Source organism: Vibrio sp. Isolate25, assembly GCF_022398025.1.
Classification (GTDB): domain Bacteria; phylum Pseudomonadota; class Gammaproteobacteria; order Enterobacterales; family Vibrionaceae; genus Vibrio; species Vibrio coralliilyticus_A.
In genome coordinates, this window is the sequence record NZ_JAKEUT010000018.1 from 31030 (window position 1) to 47789 (window position 16760).

General features: G+C 46.2%; 11 protein-coding genes and 5 tRNA genes. 11 read left to right on the forward strand and 5 right to left on the reverse strand.

Annotation, left to right across the window (positions count from 1 at the left end):
* Positions 1-47: 47 nt before the first annotated feature.
* Genes L1D15_RS19965 through L1D15_RS19975 form a run of 3 tightly spaced genes read right to left on the reverse strand, consistent with a single transcriptional unit; the run spans position 48 to position 4888 of the window.
* On the reverse strand, positions 48-3170 hold the full coding sequence (locus L1D15_RS19965) for a multidrug efflux RND transporter permease subunit (RefSeq protein ID WP_239869876.1): 3123 nt from the start codon (positions 3168-3170) through the stop codon (positions 48-50).
* An 11-nt stretch (positions 3171-3181) separates the two neighbouring features.
* Positions 3182-4288, reverse strand: a complete 1107-nt coding sequence (locus tag L1D15_RS19970) for an efflux RND transporter periplasmic adaptor subunit (RefSeq protein ID WP_239876808.1) — start codon at positions 4286-4288, stop codon at positions 3182-3184.
* An 18-nt stretch (positions 4289-4306) separates the two neighbouring features.
* Positions 4307-4888, reverse strand: a complete 582-nt coding sequence (locus L1D15_RS19975) for a TetR/AcrR family transcriptional regulator (protein WP_239876809.1) — start codon at positions 4886-4888, stop codon at positions 4307-4309.
* Between the two features lie 201 nt (positions 4889-5089).
* Here L1D15_RS19975 and rep point away from each other — a divergent pair, with 201 nt between their 5' ends.
* A complete protein-coding gene (gene rep, locus L1D15_RS19980; RefSeq protein ID WP_239876810.1) occupies positions 5090-7108 on the forward strand; it encodes a DNA helicase Rep in 2019 nt (672 codons plus the stop codon).
* 83 nt (positions 7109-7191) lie between these two features.
* Here rep and L1D15_RS19985 read toward each other — a convergent pair whose 3' ends face one another.
* Positions 7192-7605 carry a cytochrome c5 family protein gene (locus tag L1D15_RS19985; RefSeq protein WP_239838775.1) on the reverse strand — a complete coding sequence of 138 codons (414 nt, stop codon included), beginning with the start codon at positions 7603-7605 and terminating at the stop codon, positions 7192-7194.
* Between the two features lie 287 nt (positions 7606-7892).
* Here L1D15_RS19985 and L1D15_RS19990 point away from each other — a divergent pair.
* From L1D15_RS19990 to L1D15_RS20035, 10 genes are all read left to right on the forward strand, one after another.
* A tRNA-Arg gene (locus tag L1D15_RS19990) sits at positions 7893-7969 on the forward strand.
* Positions 7970-8010: 41 nt separating this feature from the next.
* A tRNA-His gene (locus L1D15_RS19995) sits at positions 8011-8086 on the forward strand.
* Positions 8087-8139: 53 nt separating this feature from the next.
* Positions 8140-8216 (forward strand) — tRNA-Pro (locus L1D15_RS20000).
* 48 nt (positions 8217-8264) lie between these two features.
* Positions 8265-8340, forward strand: a tRNA-His gene (locus L1D15_RS20005).
* A gap of 147 nt (positions 8341-8487) precedes the next feature.
* Positions 8488-8564, forward strand: a tRNA-Pro gene (locus L1D15_RS20010).
* A gap of 813 nt (positions 8565-9377) precedes the next feature.
* A complete protein-coding gene (locus tag L1D15_RS20015; protein WP_239876811.1) occupies positions 9378-11093 on the forward strand; it encodes an ABC transporter ATP-binding protein in 1716 nt (571 codons plus the stop codon).
* Between the two features lie 87 nt (positions 11094-11180).
* Positions 11181-12731, forward strand: a complete 1551-nt coding sequence (locus L1D15_RS20020) for an ABC transporter substrate-binding protein (RefSeq protein ID WP_239869838.1) — start codon at positions 11181-11183, stop codon at positions 12729-12731.
* A gap of 176 nt (positions 12732-12907) precedes the next feature.
* Positions 12908-13885 carry an ABC transporter permease gene (locus L1D15_RS20025; protein ID WP_239876812.1) on the forward strand — a complete coding sequence of 326 codons (978 nt, stop codon included), beginning with the start codon at positions 12908-12910 and terminating at the stop codon, positions 13883-13885.
* A 2-nt stretch (positions 13886-13887) separates the two neighbouring features.
* On the forward strand, positions 13888-14826 hold the full coding sequence (locus tag L1D15_RS20030) for an ABC transporter permease (RefSeq protein WP_239838722.1): 939 nt from the start codon (positions 13888-13890) through the stop codon (positions 14824-14826).
* A 170-nt stretch (positions 14827-14996) separates the two neighbouring features.
* Positions 14997-15905: an SPOR domain-containing protein gene (locus L1D15_RS20035; protein WP_239876813.1), complete on the forward strand. Its 909-nt coding sequence runs from the start codon at positions 14997-14999 to the stop codon at positions 15903-15905.
* Positions 15906-15919: 14 nt separating this feature from the next.
* On the opposite strand, the gene L1D15_RS20040 is transcribed toward L1D15_RS20035, so the two are convergent.
* Positions 15920-16690, reverse strand: coding sequence for a chromosome partitioning protein ParA (locus L1D15_RS20040; RefSeq protein ID WP_239876814.1), 771 nt, complete (start codon positions 16688-16690; stop codon positions 15920-15922).
* Positions 16691-16760: the final 70 nt, after the last annotated feature.

Sequence of the window (16760 nt, forward strand, 5' to 3'; positions counted from 1 at the left end):
AAACCAATAAAAAAGGCCACCGAAGTGGCCTTTAGTTAACGCGGAGCTTAGCTGTTGTCGGCTAACTCACGTTGTGCGGCTTTTGCTTCATCAACACGAGCCAATTTCTCTAAGTCTTTATCTTCAACAAAGACTGGAAGTGGCTTGTGCTTCTCAGCTAAGTAGCTATAGATAACTGGCAGTACGAACAGGGTAAACAGAGTACCGATCGCTAGACCAGCCACGATAACAATACCGATACTGAAGCGCTGAGCGGCACCAGCACCTGTTGCGTACATCAGTGGGATCAGACCTGCAATCATCGCTGCAGTTGTCATTAGGATAGGGCGTAGACGAACCTTCGCCGCTTCCATGACCGCTTCTGTCTTGCTCAATTTATTGTGTAGCTGCTCTTCTTTGGCCACCTCACAGATCAAGATGCCGTGCTTGGTGATCAGGCCTACCAAGGTGATCAGGCCAACCTGAGAGTAGATGTTCATCGAGGCAGCTCCCCAAGCCAGAGCAATCAAGGCACCACATACCGCCAATGGAACGGAAACCATGATAACAATTGGGTCTTTAAGAGATTCAAACTGAATCGCCAGAACCAAGAAGATGATAGCCAGTGCTAAGCCAAACGTTGCGTACAGTGCACTACCTTCCGTAACATATTGGCGAGCTTCACCCATGTAGTCGTGGTTGTAACCATTTGGCAGCTTGTTGCTTGCCAACTCTTCCAACCAGTTTACCGCGTCACCCATTGCTGTCCCTGGTGCAGGTACAGCACCGATGGTCGCTGAGTTTAGCTGGTTGAAGTGTGGTAGCGAACGTGGCTCCGCGACAACATCGATAGTAATCAGGCTACCAAGTGGAACCGCGCGGTTATCTGCGGCACGCACGTAGTAGTTATTCATCGACTCAGGGTTAAGACGCCACTTACGCTCTACCTGTGGAATGACTTCGTAGGAGCGGCCGTTAAGGTCGATACGGTTTACATAGCCATCGGACATCATGGTACTCAACGTAGTACCAATATCTTGCATTGTTACGCCGTATGCGCCCGCTTTGTCTTTATCAATGTTGATCTTCATCGTTGCTGAGTCGTAGTTGAGGTCCAGCTCAGAGTAGACAAACATTGGGTTAGACGACACCTCGCCAAGCACATCTGAGGCAATAGCGAATAAGCTCTCAAACGCATTAGGTGTGGTGATAACGAACTGTACTGGCAGACCGGAACCGGCACCTGGTAGTTCTGGCATCTGGAATGCAGTTACCGCCATGCCTGGAACGTTTTTCACAAGGCCTGTCACGCGATCAGCTACTTCAGACTGGCTTGCTTCACGCTCACTCCAAGGCACCATAGAGGCGATACCAAACGCTTGGTTTGAGTTAGGCACACCAGTAAACACCTGTGCGTAAGCCACTTCTGGTTGATCAGACAGAATTCGGTTTACGTCGTTCATGGTGTTTTGCATGAAGTCGAGGTTAGCGTTTGATGGAGCCGTGCCCATCAGCATCACCACCCCTTTATCTTCCGATGGCGCCAGTTCGCTTGGAATGAATTTGAACAGCATCGGTAGGCTGGCAAAAACAATCACAGCGAAACCAAGTACTACAGGGCGATGTTTCATGACCGCACCCAGCATGCGTTCATAACGGTTGGTCATGCCATCCAGCACATTATGGACTTTTTGTTCGAATTTGCTTGGGGTTTCATTGGCCTTGAGCATTTTCGAACACATCATAGGTGACAGAGTCAGAGCGACGATACCGGAAACGAATACTGAGCCTGCGAGGGTCAAAGCGAACTCTTTAAACAGTGAGCCTGTGATGCCCCCCATTAAGGCTATTGGCGCATACACCGCACCCAGTGTTAGGGTCATAGCGATAACCGGAACAGCAATTTCACGTGTACCAATAATCGCAGCACGGAAAGGCGACTCACCGAGCTTGATGTGTCGGTCGACGTTCTCTAGAACAACGATCGCATCATCCACCACCAGACCGATGGCCAATACCATGGCGAGTAGTGTCATCAGGTTCCATGAGAAGCCCATCGCTTGCATTACCATCGCCACACCAATCAGTGAAAGAGGGATAGTGACGATAGGGATCATTACCGCACGGAAAGAACCGAGGAATAGGGTAATGACGATCAATACAATCAGTGCTGCTTCCGCGATGGTCTTAATAACCTCGTTGATCGATTCATTGATAGCAATGGTCGAGTCATACATCACGTTCATATTGATGTTACTCGGCAGGTTACGCTCTAGTTGAGGTAACAGGTCAAGCACATCAGCCGCAATGTTGATTGGGTTGGCACTTGGTGCTGCGTTGATCGCAACTACTACCGCCTCTTTGCCGTTGGCACTTGCACGGTAAACATCATGGCTCTTCTCAAGCGTTACCTTAGCGATATCACTCAGACGAGTAACATCACCTTCATCAGAGCTTACGACAAGGTTCTTCAGCTCTTCTACGTTTGATACCTGAGTATCTGCACTACCGTTATACAGAACGAACTCGCCTACAGCCTGACCAGCTGCTGACTGATAGTTGTTGGCACTTAGCACGTTCATGACATCGGTAGCGGTTTTGCCCAGCGCGGCCATTTTGGCCGGGTCTAGCCAAATACGCAGGGCGTATTTCATGCCACCGTAGAGGTCAACCTTAGAGACACCATTTACAGTGAACAGCTGTGGGTTGATTACACGCTCTAGATAGTCAGTGATCTGGCTCGATGAAAGTTCATCACTGGTAAAGCCGATATAGAGTACTGCGGTAGTCGAGCCCGTAGACATGGTCACGGTTGGGTCTTCGGCTTCTTTGGGAAGCTGAGATCGAACCGAGTTGGTCTTAGCCAGAATGTCAGATAGGGCTGCATTCGGGTCAGTGTTCAACTTCATGTTAACGGTAATGGTCGATGTACCGAGTACCGACGATGATGTCATATAGTCGATATTATCGGCTTGAGCTACGGCCTGTTCCAGAGGCTGAGTAATAAAGCCTTGGATCAGATCGGCACTGGCACCGTAGTAACTGGTTGTCACCGTAACTACAGTGTTTGTCATTTCAGGGTATTCACGGACCTGCATTTTGAATACTGCTTGTAAACCAAGCAGGGCTATCAAAAAGCTGATCGATACCGCTAAAACTGGACGTTTAATAAAAACATCAGTAAAGCGCATGAGGCCTCCAATTACAGCATTGGTGTTTCAGCTGGTGGAGTAGTTGCATCGCTTTCTACTACACGAACTTTCGCGTCATTGCTCAAACGAACCTGACCAGATGTCACAACCACATCACCAGGCTTCACGCCATCTAGGATATGAGCAATGTCTTTCACGCGTTCACCCACTTTAACCACTTGCTGTTTAACGCGTTTCTCACCATCTTTCTCGGAAATGATGTACACATTGTCACCGTAAAGAGTGAAGGTGATAGCCGTTTGTGGCAGAGTCACCTGATTTTCCAAGGTTGGCAGAATGATATTGGCACGAGCGAACATACCGCTACGTAACTTGCCATCGCTGTTTGGAATATCCGCTTGAACCTGAATCAAACCACTTTGAATATTCACCGCAGGTTCTATTGCTGTGATTGAGCCTTCGAATGGTGTTTCAGGGTAAGCATCGACGAAGATATCAACTTGTTGACCAAGCTGGATGCGTGAGATGTCTGTCTGAGGCACAGTGAAGCGTAGGCGCATGACGCTGGTATCTTCAAGACGAACAATATCAGTACCGGCTTGTAGGTATTGGCCTAGGTAAACGTTACGAATACCTACCACGCCTGAAAAAGGTGCCTTGATGTCACGGCGGTCAATCGTTGCTTTAAGGCTTTCGATATCGGCTTTTAGCGAGAAGTAGTTTGCTTCTGCCTCATCATATGCTTCTTTCGATACAGAGCCTTTTTTGTATAGGCCTTGGTAACGTTTGTATTTCGCTTGAGCAGCAGGCAGTTTTGCCTGTGAGCTCTTCAGGTCAGCTTTTTCCACCTTAGAATCCAGCAGAACAAGAGGCTGGCCTTCTTCAACCGTAGTACCTGAATCGAACGTGATTTTATCAATCACACCTGCTGTTTCATTGGCGATAGTGACACCTTGATTCGGCTCGATGAAGCCGATCGCTTCGATCACAGGTACCCAATCAACCGGCTTCACTTCCGTTACAGTAACCGGAAACTCAGGCTCTGGGCGATTAGCCAAATATTCGGCTATCTTTTGTTGTTTGAATAGATTGAAGCCTATCACGCTGCCAAACAGCAGTATTGCGATAAGCAACATAAAGAAAGTCCACTTTTTCATTCTGATCAGAACTCCAAGTTAGTGTTGAATGATTGCATCCCAACTGGCTTCGATTGCGGCTTCTAAGGCTGCTTCATCCAGGTGGTAGTATCCCAAAGCATGTTTTCTCGCCAGTGCGACACTGGCTTCAAAACTCAGCCCTGAAAGAATCTCATTGTCGAGAGGTTTAAAGATCCCTTGCTCTTTTCCTTGCTTAAACAACCGATCCACTTGGGCAAACATTTGTCGCTCAAGTTCCCGAGTCTTTTTCTTATTTGCACAGGGAAGAGATTCATATTGAACGCGACTACTCAGGGTTTCCATATCTGAACTGGCTAAATTCCATATGTTTAACCACATAGTGCGATAGCGTACTTTCAAGGGCATATCGTCATTGACACCAGATTGGACGGCAGATGCAATCCGCTCGGCGACGTTCAAACGTACTTCATCTAGGAGATGCTCTTTATCTGAGAAATAACGATAGATAGTGCCTGCAGCCACACCCGCTTCTTTGGCCAGCTTATGCATCGACAGGCCTTGAAAACCGGACTCTGCAATCAGCTTTTCGGCTGCAGTGAGGATCTGTTCTTGCTTATCTATTGCAGTGTTACTAGACATAGTTTCACTACCCAATGAATGAACGTTCATTCATTATAGCCTAATAGCTGTACACTAGTGCAATAAAATATTTGGTTAATTATGTAAATTTATAGGTAATGAGATCATTTTAGCTGGCACTAGTCGGTGTCGATTAAGCATAGCAATCGATCTGTTGCAGCATTATTATAGGCGCCAAAGAATTTGACCTCAGAGATCTTTATGAAGCTGAACCCCAATCAAGACCAAGCTGTAAAATATGTATCAGGACCTTGTCTGGTTTTGGCGGGAGCGGGATCTGGCAAAACTCGCGTTATTACTAATAAGATTGCGTATTTGGTTCAGCAGTGTGGTTATAAGGCGCGCAATATTGCTGCGGTGACGTTTACTAATAAAGCAGCACGTGAAATGAAAGAGCGTGTCGGCCAGACGTTAGGTAAAAACGAATCGAAAGGCTTGATGGTTTCGACTTTCCATACTTTGGGCCTCAACATTATCAAACGAGAATATAAGTCGCTGGGGTTAAAGGCGGGCTTTTCTTTGTTTGATGATCAAGACCAGTTAGCGCTACTGAAAGAGCTGACGGAGAAGCAGTTGGATGGCGATAAAGATTTATTGCGTCAATTGCTCAGTACGATTTCTAACTGGAAAAATGACATGCTGACCCCTGATGAAGCCAAAGCGCGCGCGCAGGGTGAGCAACAGCAACTGTTTGCGTTCTGCTTTGAAATGTATCAAAAGCAGATGAAAGCCTATAACGCCCTCGATTTTGATGATCTGATCGCTTTACCAGTTCTGCTGCTGCGTACCAATGAAGAAGTCCGTCAGCGTTGGCAAAACCGCATTCGTTATTTGCTCGTTGACGAGTACCAAGATACTAACACCAGCCAATATGAGCTGGTGAAATTGATTGTCGGTGAGCGTGGCCGCCTAACGGTTGTGGGAGATGATGACCAGTCGATTTATTCTTGGCGTGGTGCCAAACCTCAGAACTTGGTCTTACTTGGTGAAGACTATCCGAATCTTCGTCTGATCAAACTGGAGCAAAACTATCGCTCAACCAGCCGCATTCTGCGTGCTGCCAATATTCTCATCGCCAACAACCCACACGTGTATGAAAAGTCACTGTTTTCTGAAATACCCGATGGTGAAAAGCTCAAGGTGTTACTGGCTAAAGATGAAGAACATGAAGCGGAGCGGGTGACCGGTGAGCTGATCGCCCATAAGTTTCTTAATCGTACTGATTATCGCGACTATGCCATTTTATATCGTGGTAACCACCAATCTCGTCTGATTGAAAAATCTCTGATGCAGAACCGAGTGTCCTATAAGCTCTCAGGCGGCACCTCGTTTTTTGCCCGCTCGGAAATCAAAGACATCATGGCGTACCTGCGCGTGTTGGTGAATCCTGATGATGACAATGCGTTTTTACGTATTGTGAATACGCCACGGCGTGAAATTGGCCCGGTAACCTTGGAAAAACTGGGCAGTTACGCCAATATGCGTGGTAAAAGCCTGTTTGAGTGCAGTTTTGAGATAGGGCTGGAACAGCATCTCACTGGGCGAGGGCTAGAGAACCTACGCCGTTTTACTCAGTGGTTAGTGAAAATAGCAGACCAAAGCGAGCGTGGTGATACGGTGGAAGCGGTACGTTCATTGGTTCGTGATATCAATTATGAAGATTGGCTGTATGAAACCTCTGCCAGTCCCAAAGCGGCAGAGATGCGGATGAAAAACGTTTCTGATCTGTACTCCTGGATTGTCGCAGATCTGGAGGGAGACAATTACGATCAGGAAGAAAAGAGCCTTAAAGAAGTCGTTCAGCGCCTGACACTGCGTGACATGATGGAGCGAGGGGAAGAAGATGAGGACAGTGATGCTGTTCAACTAATGACGCTACATGCTTCGAAAGGTCTTGAATTCCCTTATGTGTATTTGATTGGTGCGGAAGAAGGTATTTTGCCTCACCAAAACAGTATAGATGAAGACAATGTTGAAGAAGAGCGCCGTCTGATGTACGTAGGGATCACCCGTGCACAGCGCGAGTTGACCTTTACCATGTGTAAAGAGCGTCGCCAATTTGGCGAATTAATTAAACCGACCCAAAGTCGATTCCTAGATGAATTACCGTTTGATGATGTAGAGTGGGAAGTGAATAAAAAGCCCCAGACCCAAGAAGAACGAATGGCAAAAGGGCAGGCACATATCGCTAATATTCGAGCGATGTTTAATAAAGATTGATGTACTGTTTATAGAAGGCAGTAATGAAAAGGGCTTGGTGAAAACCAAGCCCTTTTTCGAATCGCTTCTTATATAAAGACGAATTACAGGCCGGCAATCATGTGCTCAATTGCCGCAACGATTTCATCGTCTGAACAATCCATACAGGACCCTTTCGCTGGCATAGCATTAAAGCCGTTGATAGCGTGGTCTTTCAGCACGTCTTTGCCCTGTGCAATTCGCGGACCCCAGTCACCAGCATCACCGGTTTTTGGTGCGCCACTAACGCCTGATGCGTGGCAAGCAATACAGAAGGTGCCATACACGGTCGCGCCATCACGTGGACCGGTTGGCTCTGCTTTGACTGGTTCTGAACCTGCAAGGTACACATCACCGACAGGTTTAATGCGCTCTGCAATCGCATCATAGTCTTCTTGGCTAACATTAGCTGCAAAAGAGGCGCTAGAAAAAGTGATCGCAGCGACCAAAGCGGTTAAGATTTTTCGAGACATATCCATTAAACTCACTTTACATTCCTGAAGGTAAGTTCGTGCTTACCTATTATTAGAGTGTGGTTTGATCCACAGCGTTTTGCTGTTAAATCAATGTAAATATTGGGTGATTATATCCTGATAACTTGTTGCAATAAACAACAAGTTACCCGCTTCCATGGGGTTATCTAATGGGAAATAGGGGTTTATCACACTTTAATTGCCCAAAAAGGCGCCAAACGATAAAAAAAGTTTAAAAAGTACTAGACGGCCTAGTGTGATATACGTATTATTCCACTCCGCCGATAGGGCATGCGCCCGTAGCTCAGCTGGATAGAGCGTTGGCCTCCGGAGCCAAAGGTCGAAGGTTCGAATCCTTTCGGGCGCGCCATCCGGACGCTTACTAAGGTAAGTTAAATTGGCAGTATAATGGTGGCTATAGCTCAGTTGGTAGAGCCCTGGATTGTGATTCCAGTTGTCGCGGGTTCAAGTCCCGTTAGCCACCCCATTATTTTGGTGGCATTGTCTCCATTCTTGAATCATTCGAGATAAAACATAAGTCGGTGAATAGCGCAGCTTGGTAGCGCATCTGGTTTGGGACCAGAGGGTCGGGGGTTCGAATCCCTCTTCACCGACCACTCTTTCGTTTATGGCTTTTAAGAGCGGTAAACATCAAAATTTTGATGGTGGCTATAGCTCAGTTGGTAGAGCCCTGGATTGTGATTCCAGTTGTCGCGGGTTCAAGTCCCGTTAGCCACCCCATTACTCAGGTGGCATTGCTTCCTTTCTTGACTCTATTCAAGATAAATATAAGTCGGCGAATAGCATTATTTGTATCGCATCTCGGCTCTTGGAATAAGCGGGACCAGAGGGTCTATAACGTAAACCAAGTAAAAAAAAATTCATCGTCGGTGAATAGCGCAGCTTGGTAGCGCATCTGGTTTGGGACCAGAGGGTCGGGGGTTCGAATCCCTCTTCACCGACCACTATTGAAAGCCTCGACAGTAATGTCGGGGCTTTTTTGCATTGAATACTCATCATTAAGTCTACTAACGGGCTCAAGCCTCTTTCCGCTTTAGTATCCCTCTTTTCTGCTCTCCAATGGTTTAATCCAGAGGTACATACAATGCCACGCTTTCATGGTCCCAACAGGTTTGAATGAGCCCGAACATGAATGGCGCATAGATTGTTAAACATGGTTATACAAAAGCTTTCTTGGTAACGCTTGAATAAAGAGCGCTCAGTTATATGTGCTGATTATGCATTTAATAGTTACGCATAATCGTGTGGTGATACTTGCTGTTTGGTGTGAAAGTAACCATAGTCATTTAGTCTGTCTTTTTGGTTTTAATCTGGTTCTATATTTGGTTGATTTTCATTTTTGTGGAGTTTAGGTCTAACAAATAAATTTTATCTGACCTAATGTTTTTATTTTGTTAAAGGGTTGGCTGGTCTTTTTTGTGAATTAATATTCATCGTTTTTTATGGCTAAAGGTTTTAAGTTATAACTGATCTGCTTATTAATCTTACTCTGAGGCTGAGGTTTGCGTACAGGTATGACCAACCGATGATCTAGCTTGATTGCATATTTATTTTCATAAGCTGCTTGGTTTTTGTTCGAACTCGACTTTTTATCCTATGTTTGTTGCTTTTCTGTGAATTTTTTGCCAAATTGATGACCTTGTAAATTGCCAGAACGATATACCCAATTCGCTTTTTGGATTGGGTGACGAGCTGGCTTGAATGGATTCACTTTTCAGACAGGGCAGAAAGCTGCCAAAGCAGTAGAGGTCTGGTTAATGTCACTCTTAGAAGTTAAAAATCTTCGTATTGAATACCCGTCGCGTCATGGTGTGCATGCAGCGGTTAAATCGTTATCGCTCAATATTGAGCGAGGCGAAATCGTGGGTGTGGTTGGGGAATCTGGTGCGGGTAAGTCAACAGTTGGTAATGCTGTGATCGATTTGCTTAGCCCTCCTGGCCGTATCGCCAGTGGTGATGTCTATTTGGACGGTGAGTTGATCTCCGGTTTATCGGCTGAAGAGATGCGACAAGTTCGAGGCTCAAAAATTGGGTTTATTTTTCAAGATCCAATGACTTCCCTTAACCCGCTATTTACGGTTGAGCACCAGCTGAAAGAGACTATTCACGCCAACATGAATGTGTCAGATGAAGAAGCTTATCAGCGTGCCTTATCTTTAATGCAGCAAGTCGGTATTCCACAGCCAGAAAATCGCCTTAAGCAGTACCCTCACCAATTCTCAGGTGGTATGCGCCAACGTGTTGTTATTGCTATTGCGCTTGCCGGTGAGCCTGATTTGATCATCGCTGACGAACCGACCACGGCGTTGGACGTCTCTATTCAAGACCAAATTCTGAGCCTGATCCGCGAATTGTGTATCAAGAATAATGTTGGTTGTATGTTGGTCACCCACGATATGGGCGTGGTTTCTAATGTCACGGATCGTGTTGCGGTCATGTATCGAGGCGACTTAGTTGAGTTTGGCCCGACAGCAAAAGTATTAGGCGATCCTGACCATTCATATACTCGCAGCTTGATTTCTGCTGTTCCTCGCTCAGATATGAAGCTTGAGCGTTTCCCTCTGGTGAGTTACATCGAAGAAGCTCATGAGATGGCGCCTTTGGATGTGAAAAATCATTGGCTAGGCCAAAGTCAGGATCATCGTGAATACACAGGTTCATTGTTGACCGTAGAGAATGTCAATCTTCGCTTTACCACCAAGGATTCATTGTTTGAAAGCCGTCGTGAGTACGTGCAGGCATCGAACAATGTCAGCTTTGAAGTTTTCGAAGGGGAAACCTTCGGTTTGGTGGGTGAATCGGGCTCGGGTAAGTCAACCATTGCACGTGTGATTGCGGGTCTGTATCAGCCAAACTCGGGCAAGGTTACTTTTGAAGGTATTGATCTGACTTCGCTAAAATCTGAAAAAGAGCGTCGTCCACTTCGTCGTCAGATGCAGATGGTGTTTCAGAACCCATACACATCTATGAACCCACGGATGAAGATCTTTGACATCATTGCTGAGCCAATCCGTTTCCATAAGCTAACCCGCGATGAAACGGAAACCAGACAGATCGTCAACGATCTGCTTGATCACGTTGGTTTGGGAAAGATGGCTGGTGTGAAGTATCCACATGAATTCTCAGGTGGTCAGCGTCAGCGCATTTCGATTGCGCGTGCTCTAGCGACTCGTCCACGTCTTCTGATTTGTGATGAACCAACGTCCGCACTGGATGTATCGGTTCAGGCACAAATTCTTAACCTATTAAAAGACTTACAAGATGAGTTAAATCTCACCATGTTGTTTATCAGTCACGATCTCCCTGTGATTCGCCAAATGTGCGATCGAGTGGGTGTGATGCAAATGGGAACACTATTGGAAGTTGCGCCAACCGAGCAGCTGTTCAATTCACCACAGCATGAATACAGTCAACAACTGATTTCCTTAATGCCTGAATTTACAGGTTTAAGAGAAGAAGTAAAAACGGCGTAAGTCGTAGACATTACCCAGATGTACTTGGGTGACCAAACAGAAGCAAACACAACAACTAGGGATGAATCCCGCATAAGGAGTTATGCAATGAAAACCATGAAAAGCAAACTAGCAGTGGCTTTAATGGCAGCTGGCTTGAGCTTTAGCGCAGCAGCAGCAGATATCACAGTGGCTTACGATGCTGACCCAGTATCTCTGGACCCGCATGAGCAGCTATCAGGCGGTACTCTGCAAATGTCTCACATGGTGTTTGATCCACTAGTTCGTTACACACAAAAGTTTGATTTTGAACCTCGCCTAGCTGAGAAATGGGAGCGTGTTGATGACACAACTTTCCGCTTCCAATTGCGTAAAGGCGTGAAGTTCCACTCTGGTAACGAACTGACGGCTGACGACGTAGTTTGGACGTTTGACCGTCTGAAAGACTCTCCTGACTTCAAAGCTATCTTCGAACCATACGAGAAGATGGTAAAAGTAGACGACTATACGGTTGAGCTAATCTCGAAAGGGGCTTACCCACTAGTTCTACAAACGGCAACTTACATCTTCCCGATGGACAGCAAGTTCTACTCTGGTAAGACAGAAGATGGCAAAGACAAAGCGGAAGTGGTGAAGCACGGTAACTCGTTCGCTTCAACGAACGTTTCTGGTACTGGTCCGTTTATCGTTACTCAGCGTGAGCAAGGTGTAAAAGTCACATTTGAGCGTTTTGGTGATTACTGGGACAAAGACACAGGTAACGTAGATAAGCTAACGCTTGTACCAATCAAAGAAGACGCGACACGTGTTGCCGCGCTACTTTCTGGTGATGTAGACATGATTGCACCGGTGGCGCCAAACGATCACAAGCGTGTCAAAGGGGCGAAGAACGTAGACCTAGTGACATTACCAGGTACACGTATCATCACGTTCCAAATGAACCAAAACAGTAATGAAGCACTGAAAGATGTTCGTGTTCGCCAGGCGATTGTTCACGCGATCAACAACGAAGGCATTGTGAAGAAAATCATGAAAGGCTTTGCCACGGTTGCTGGTCAGCAAGGCCCAGAAGGTTACGCTGGTTACCAAGCAGACCTAGTGCCACGCTATGACCTGAAGAAAGCCAAAGAGCTGATGAAGGAAGCGGGTTACGAGAAAGGCTTCACGCTAACAATGATGGCGCCAAATAACCGCTACGTAAACGATGCGAAAATTGCTCAGGCTGCGGCGGCCATGCTGTCTAAGATCGGTATCAAAGTGGATCTGAAGACTATGCCTAAAGCGCAATACTGGCCAGAGTTCGACAAGTGTGCGGCTGACATGCTGATGATTGGTTGGCACTCAGATACAGAAGATTCAGCGAACTTCTCTGAGTTCCTAACCATGACGCGTGATGAAGCAACAGGTAAAGGCCAATACAACTGTGGTCACTACTCGAACCCAGAAGTGGATAAGTTGGTTAACGCGTCAAACGTAGAAACGGACCCAGCTAAGCGTGCAGAGATGCTTCAGAAAGTAGAAGCAACGCTGTACAACGAAGCGGCGTTTGTTCCTCTACACTGGCAGAACCTTGCTTGGGGTGCAAAATCTAACGTTGATATCGCGCCAATCGTGAACGCGATGAACTTCCCTTACTTCGGTGACTTGGTGGTGAAATAACCCCTCACAGAATTAAGTTGGAATATTGGCACCCTTTTCGGGTGCCAATACTTAATTTTTTGGTGCTTAGCTTTGTTTCAGTCGGGTTAGGTGCCATTTTTCAGACTGAAAGTGCGATCAGATGAGTTTTTCTGGTTTAGCAGACTGAAATCTACGGAAAGTTAAAGGGGCAAGGAATGTTTTCGTTTCTGGTCAAGCGCCTGTTTCAGGCACTGATAGTGATGTTTGTGATCAGTTTGGTGGCGTTTGCCATTCAGGATAATCTGGGTGACCCGTTGCGTGAGCTTGTTGGTCAATCGGTTTCTGAAGCGGAGCGTCAAGCTCTCCGTGATGAGCTCGGCCTTAACGATCCCTTCATTACGAAATACACTCGCTTTGTTGGCGCTGCGCTACAAGGTGACTTAGGGACTTCTTATTTCTTCAAGCGTCCAGCGGTTGAAGTAATTCTCGATAAATTGGTGGCGACACTAGAATTGGTGTTTGGTGCCACAGTGATCATCATTGTTTGTTCAATTCCTCTCGGCGTTTACTCGGCAATTCACCCGAAAAGTATCTTTACCAAAGTGGTGATGGCGTTCAGTAGTATCGGGATCTCTATTCCGGTCTTTTTGACCGCGATAATGTTGATGTATGTCTTCTCAATTGAACTTGGCTGGCTACCTTCCTATGGTCGGGGAGAAACTGCCAATGTGTTCGGCTGGGAATCTGGCTACTTTACTCTTGATGGCCTTGCACACTTAATCCTGCCATGTATTGCGCTGGCGTCTATTATGCTGCCACTTTTCATCCGTCTGGTTCGTTCTGAAATGCTGGAAGTGCTGAGCTCTGAGTACATTAAATTTGGTAAGGCTAAAGGCCTTGCTCTTAATAAAATCTATTACCAGCATGCCCTGAAAAATACCATGTTGCCTGTGTTGACGGTTGGTGGTGTACAAATCGGTACTATGGTGGCCTACACCATTCTGACAGAAACTGTGTTCCAGTGGCCGGGTACTGGTTTCCTTTTCCTAGAAGCCATCAACCGTGTGGATACGCCGCTGATCACCGCCTACGTAATTTTCGTTGGTCTGATTTTCGTTGTCACTAACACCATTGTGGATTTGCTATACGGTATCATCAACCCGACTGTTAACCTGACAAGCAAAGGAGCATAATCATGAGTCAAACAGTAGCTGCTCCTTCTCGTTGGGAGCGTTTCAAACAATCGGATTTTCTTTATTATTTCAAACGCGACAAGGTGGCGATGGCCAGCTTTACCGTGTTTATGTTATTCCTCGTAATGGCACTTGCTGCGCCAGTGTTGTCGCCAACTGACCCGTATGATCTCGCGTCTATCGATATCATGGACTCAGAATTGCCACCTTCTTGGATGGAAGACGGTGACGAGCGATTTGTGCTTGGTACCGATGAGCAAGGTCGTGACATCCTTTCAACCATACTTTACGGTTCTCGCTTGTCATTGACGATTGGCTTTTTGGCGGTCGGCTTACAATTGATACTAGGTATCGTGATTGGCCTGTCGGCGGGTTACTTCGGTGGCCGTATCGATAGCTTCCTGATGCGCTTTGCTGATGTCCAGTTGTCATTCTCTACGATGATGGTGGCGATCATAGTGTCAGCTATTTTCAAAGCCAGCTTCGGTAGTGACTTTTACGCCCAGTATGCGGTAATTATGCTGGTGGTGATCATCGGTGTAGCTGAATGGCCGCAGTATGCGCGAACTATTCGTGCTTCGGTTTTGGCGGAGAAGAAGAAAGAATACGTGGAAGCTGCACGAGTCATGGGCTTTAAAGCTCCTCGTATCATGTTCCGCCATATTCTGCCGAACTGTTTGTCGCCTATCTTGGTTATCTCGACGGTTCAGGTGGCAAACGCCATCATGTCAGAAGCGGCACTTTCTTTCCTTGGCTTAGGCCTTCCGGTAGATCAACCATCACTTGGCGCTCTGATCAGTATCGGCTTTAACTACATCTTCTCAGGAGCTTGGTGGATTACGGCTTTCCCAGGTGTCGTTCTGGTGACACTAGTGTTGGTTATCAATCTATTGGGTGACTGGCTACGTGATGTATTTAACCCGAAAATCTACAAAGGGTGATCCAAGCCTAAGATTTGGTTATAAAAACCTCACTACACTAAGAGCCGTAACATGTTACGGCTCTTTTTTTGCATCTGAATTTTTTCAGTAGTGAGTCGTCAATAATGCACTCTATCGTTTAGAGTATGGACATCGAATTTAAGGTTTGAATGAAGAATATGGGAACGAGAATGGCCGTTACATTTAGGCGACCTTTAATCGCACTTATGAGCATTGCGGTATTCGCTTTACCAATGCAGTCTGCTCCGGCCTATGCGGAAGAATTTTTGTGTGATGCAACTCAGGCCTCTAGCGACACCTTGCCTTTGCTCGATGCTGCTTGCCCGATTGGTAAGGGGATGTGGGGAAAACAAAAACCAAAAGGTCAGGCGTCTTATTTCTGGATTCAGTGTGGTGTGTATGGCAAGCCTCTGGCTTTGCCTGAAGCGAAGAAAATATATCAACACATCAGTGCGGATGTATGGGCTAAGCCAGAGGGGAAGGCGTATCGTTGTTTGATTGGCCCGTATAAAGCTTTTTCTGAAGCAAAGTCCGATCTGGCTAAAGTCAAAAAATTACCGGATTACAAAGAAGCTTTTATTCGTGAAATCGTGAAAGGTGCACCAACGGCCAAAGCTGTCCCAGTTACTAAGTCGGCGGCCAAGCCACCTACTAAAGTGGCACAGCAAAAAACAACGGTTCTTCCTGCACCAAGTAAACCTGAGCCTAAAGCTTTAGCCCAAGCGAAGCCGGAACAACCGCGAGACCAAGGGGTGGCGATTCGTCAGCACGCCACCATAAACGGTGTCGAGTATAAGGTGCCGTATAGCATGTTTGGTAACGATCAGTTCTATATGGAACATGAACTGCCTTGGAATCGCATGGATTATGAAATGGCTTATAAGACTTGCTATCGAATGGGAATGCGTTTGGCGACGGAAAAAGAGTGGCAAGCCTTGCTCAATGCTGACGTTATGTCACGAGATAAATGGCCAATGCATTTGCCCTACTGGGGCGCAGATCGAATTGGTTTATTCTACAGTGGTAAAGTTAATCACCTGAAGGGCACATCTTTGCTGAATGTGATGTGTGTGAAATAGCAATCAACCAGTAGCTAAGTGGGTGACTGGTTTTTTTCTTCACTCTCTTTAATTAAGTCGAGGTATTTCTTCTCGACAAAGTCTTTCTCTTTGGTGATATGGTGCAGTTGCTGCTGCACAGCTTCAAGTTGGGTTCGCACTTCAGCGATGTCGCCTTTCTCAGCCGCTTTCTTCTTATACGTCTCTATGATGCCGAGCAATTGTTGTCTTTCTTGCTGATAGTCTTGTTCGAGCTTATTGAAGCCGCCAGCTTCACTGATCTGGACATACTCTTGCTCAAGCTGCTCGAACTGTTTCTCTAGTTGCTCTTTTTCTTGTTGCAGGCTCTCTACGGTATCCGATTGCTTCAGGAGTTTGTTCTTGGCTTTTCTTAGCCCTTTAATGCTGCGGTTGAGGTCACCTTTGAGTTTTTTTATCAATTGATGTGATTTACTCAGTTTTTGGTTGAGGTCTTCGATGGATTCCTGATCTTGAGCACTTAGCCCTCCTTCATTAGCCGATTTGATTTGCGATACTTGTGCCTCTAATGCTTGCTGAATAATGATCAGGTCATTCAGTGTGTCACTATTTTCTGCGGTGTAGTTCAAGGCACTGTCAACCGACTGTTGGCACAGTTCATAGGTATTGCGGTCCATATTTTGGCCATGAACGACCTCTCGCGCAAAATGGCGAAACTCACGCAGTATCAAAAGTAATATCACAAACCAGACTAGCAGAATAAAAAGACCCATATCGATCGCTAGGGCGACGAGGTTCTCTGCTGTGAGAAGAGGTGCTAAATCCATGAACTCATTCCATGTTTTTTGAATCCTATTAGAGTCTAAGTTTAGTTGTCATCACAAATTGTGCCTATAA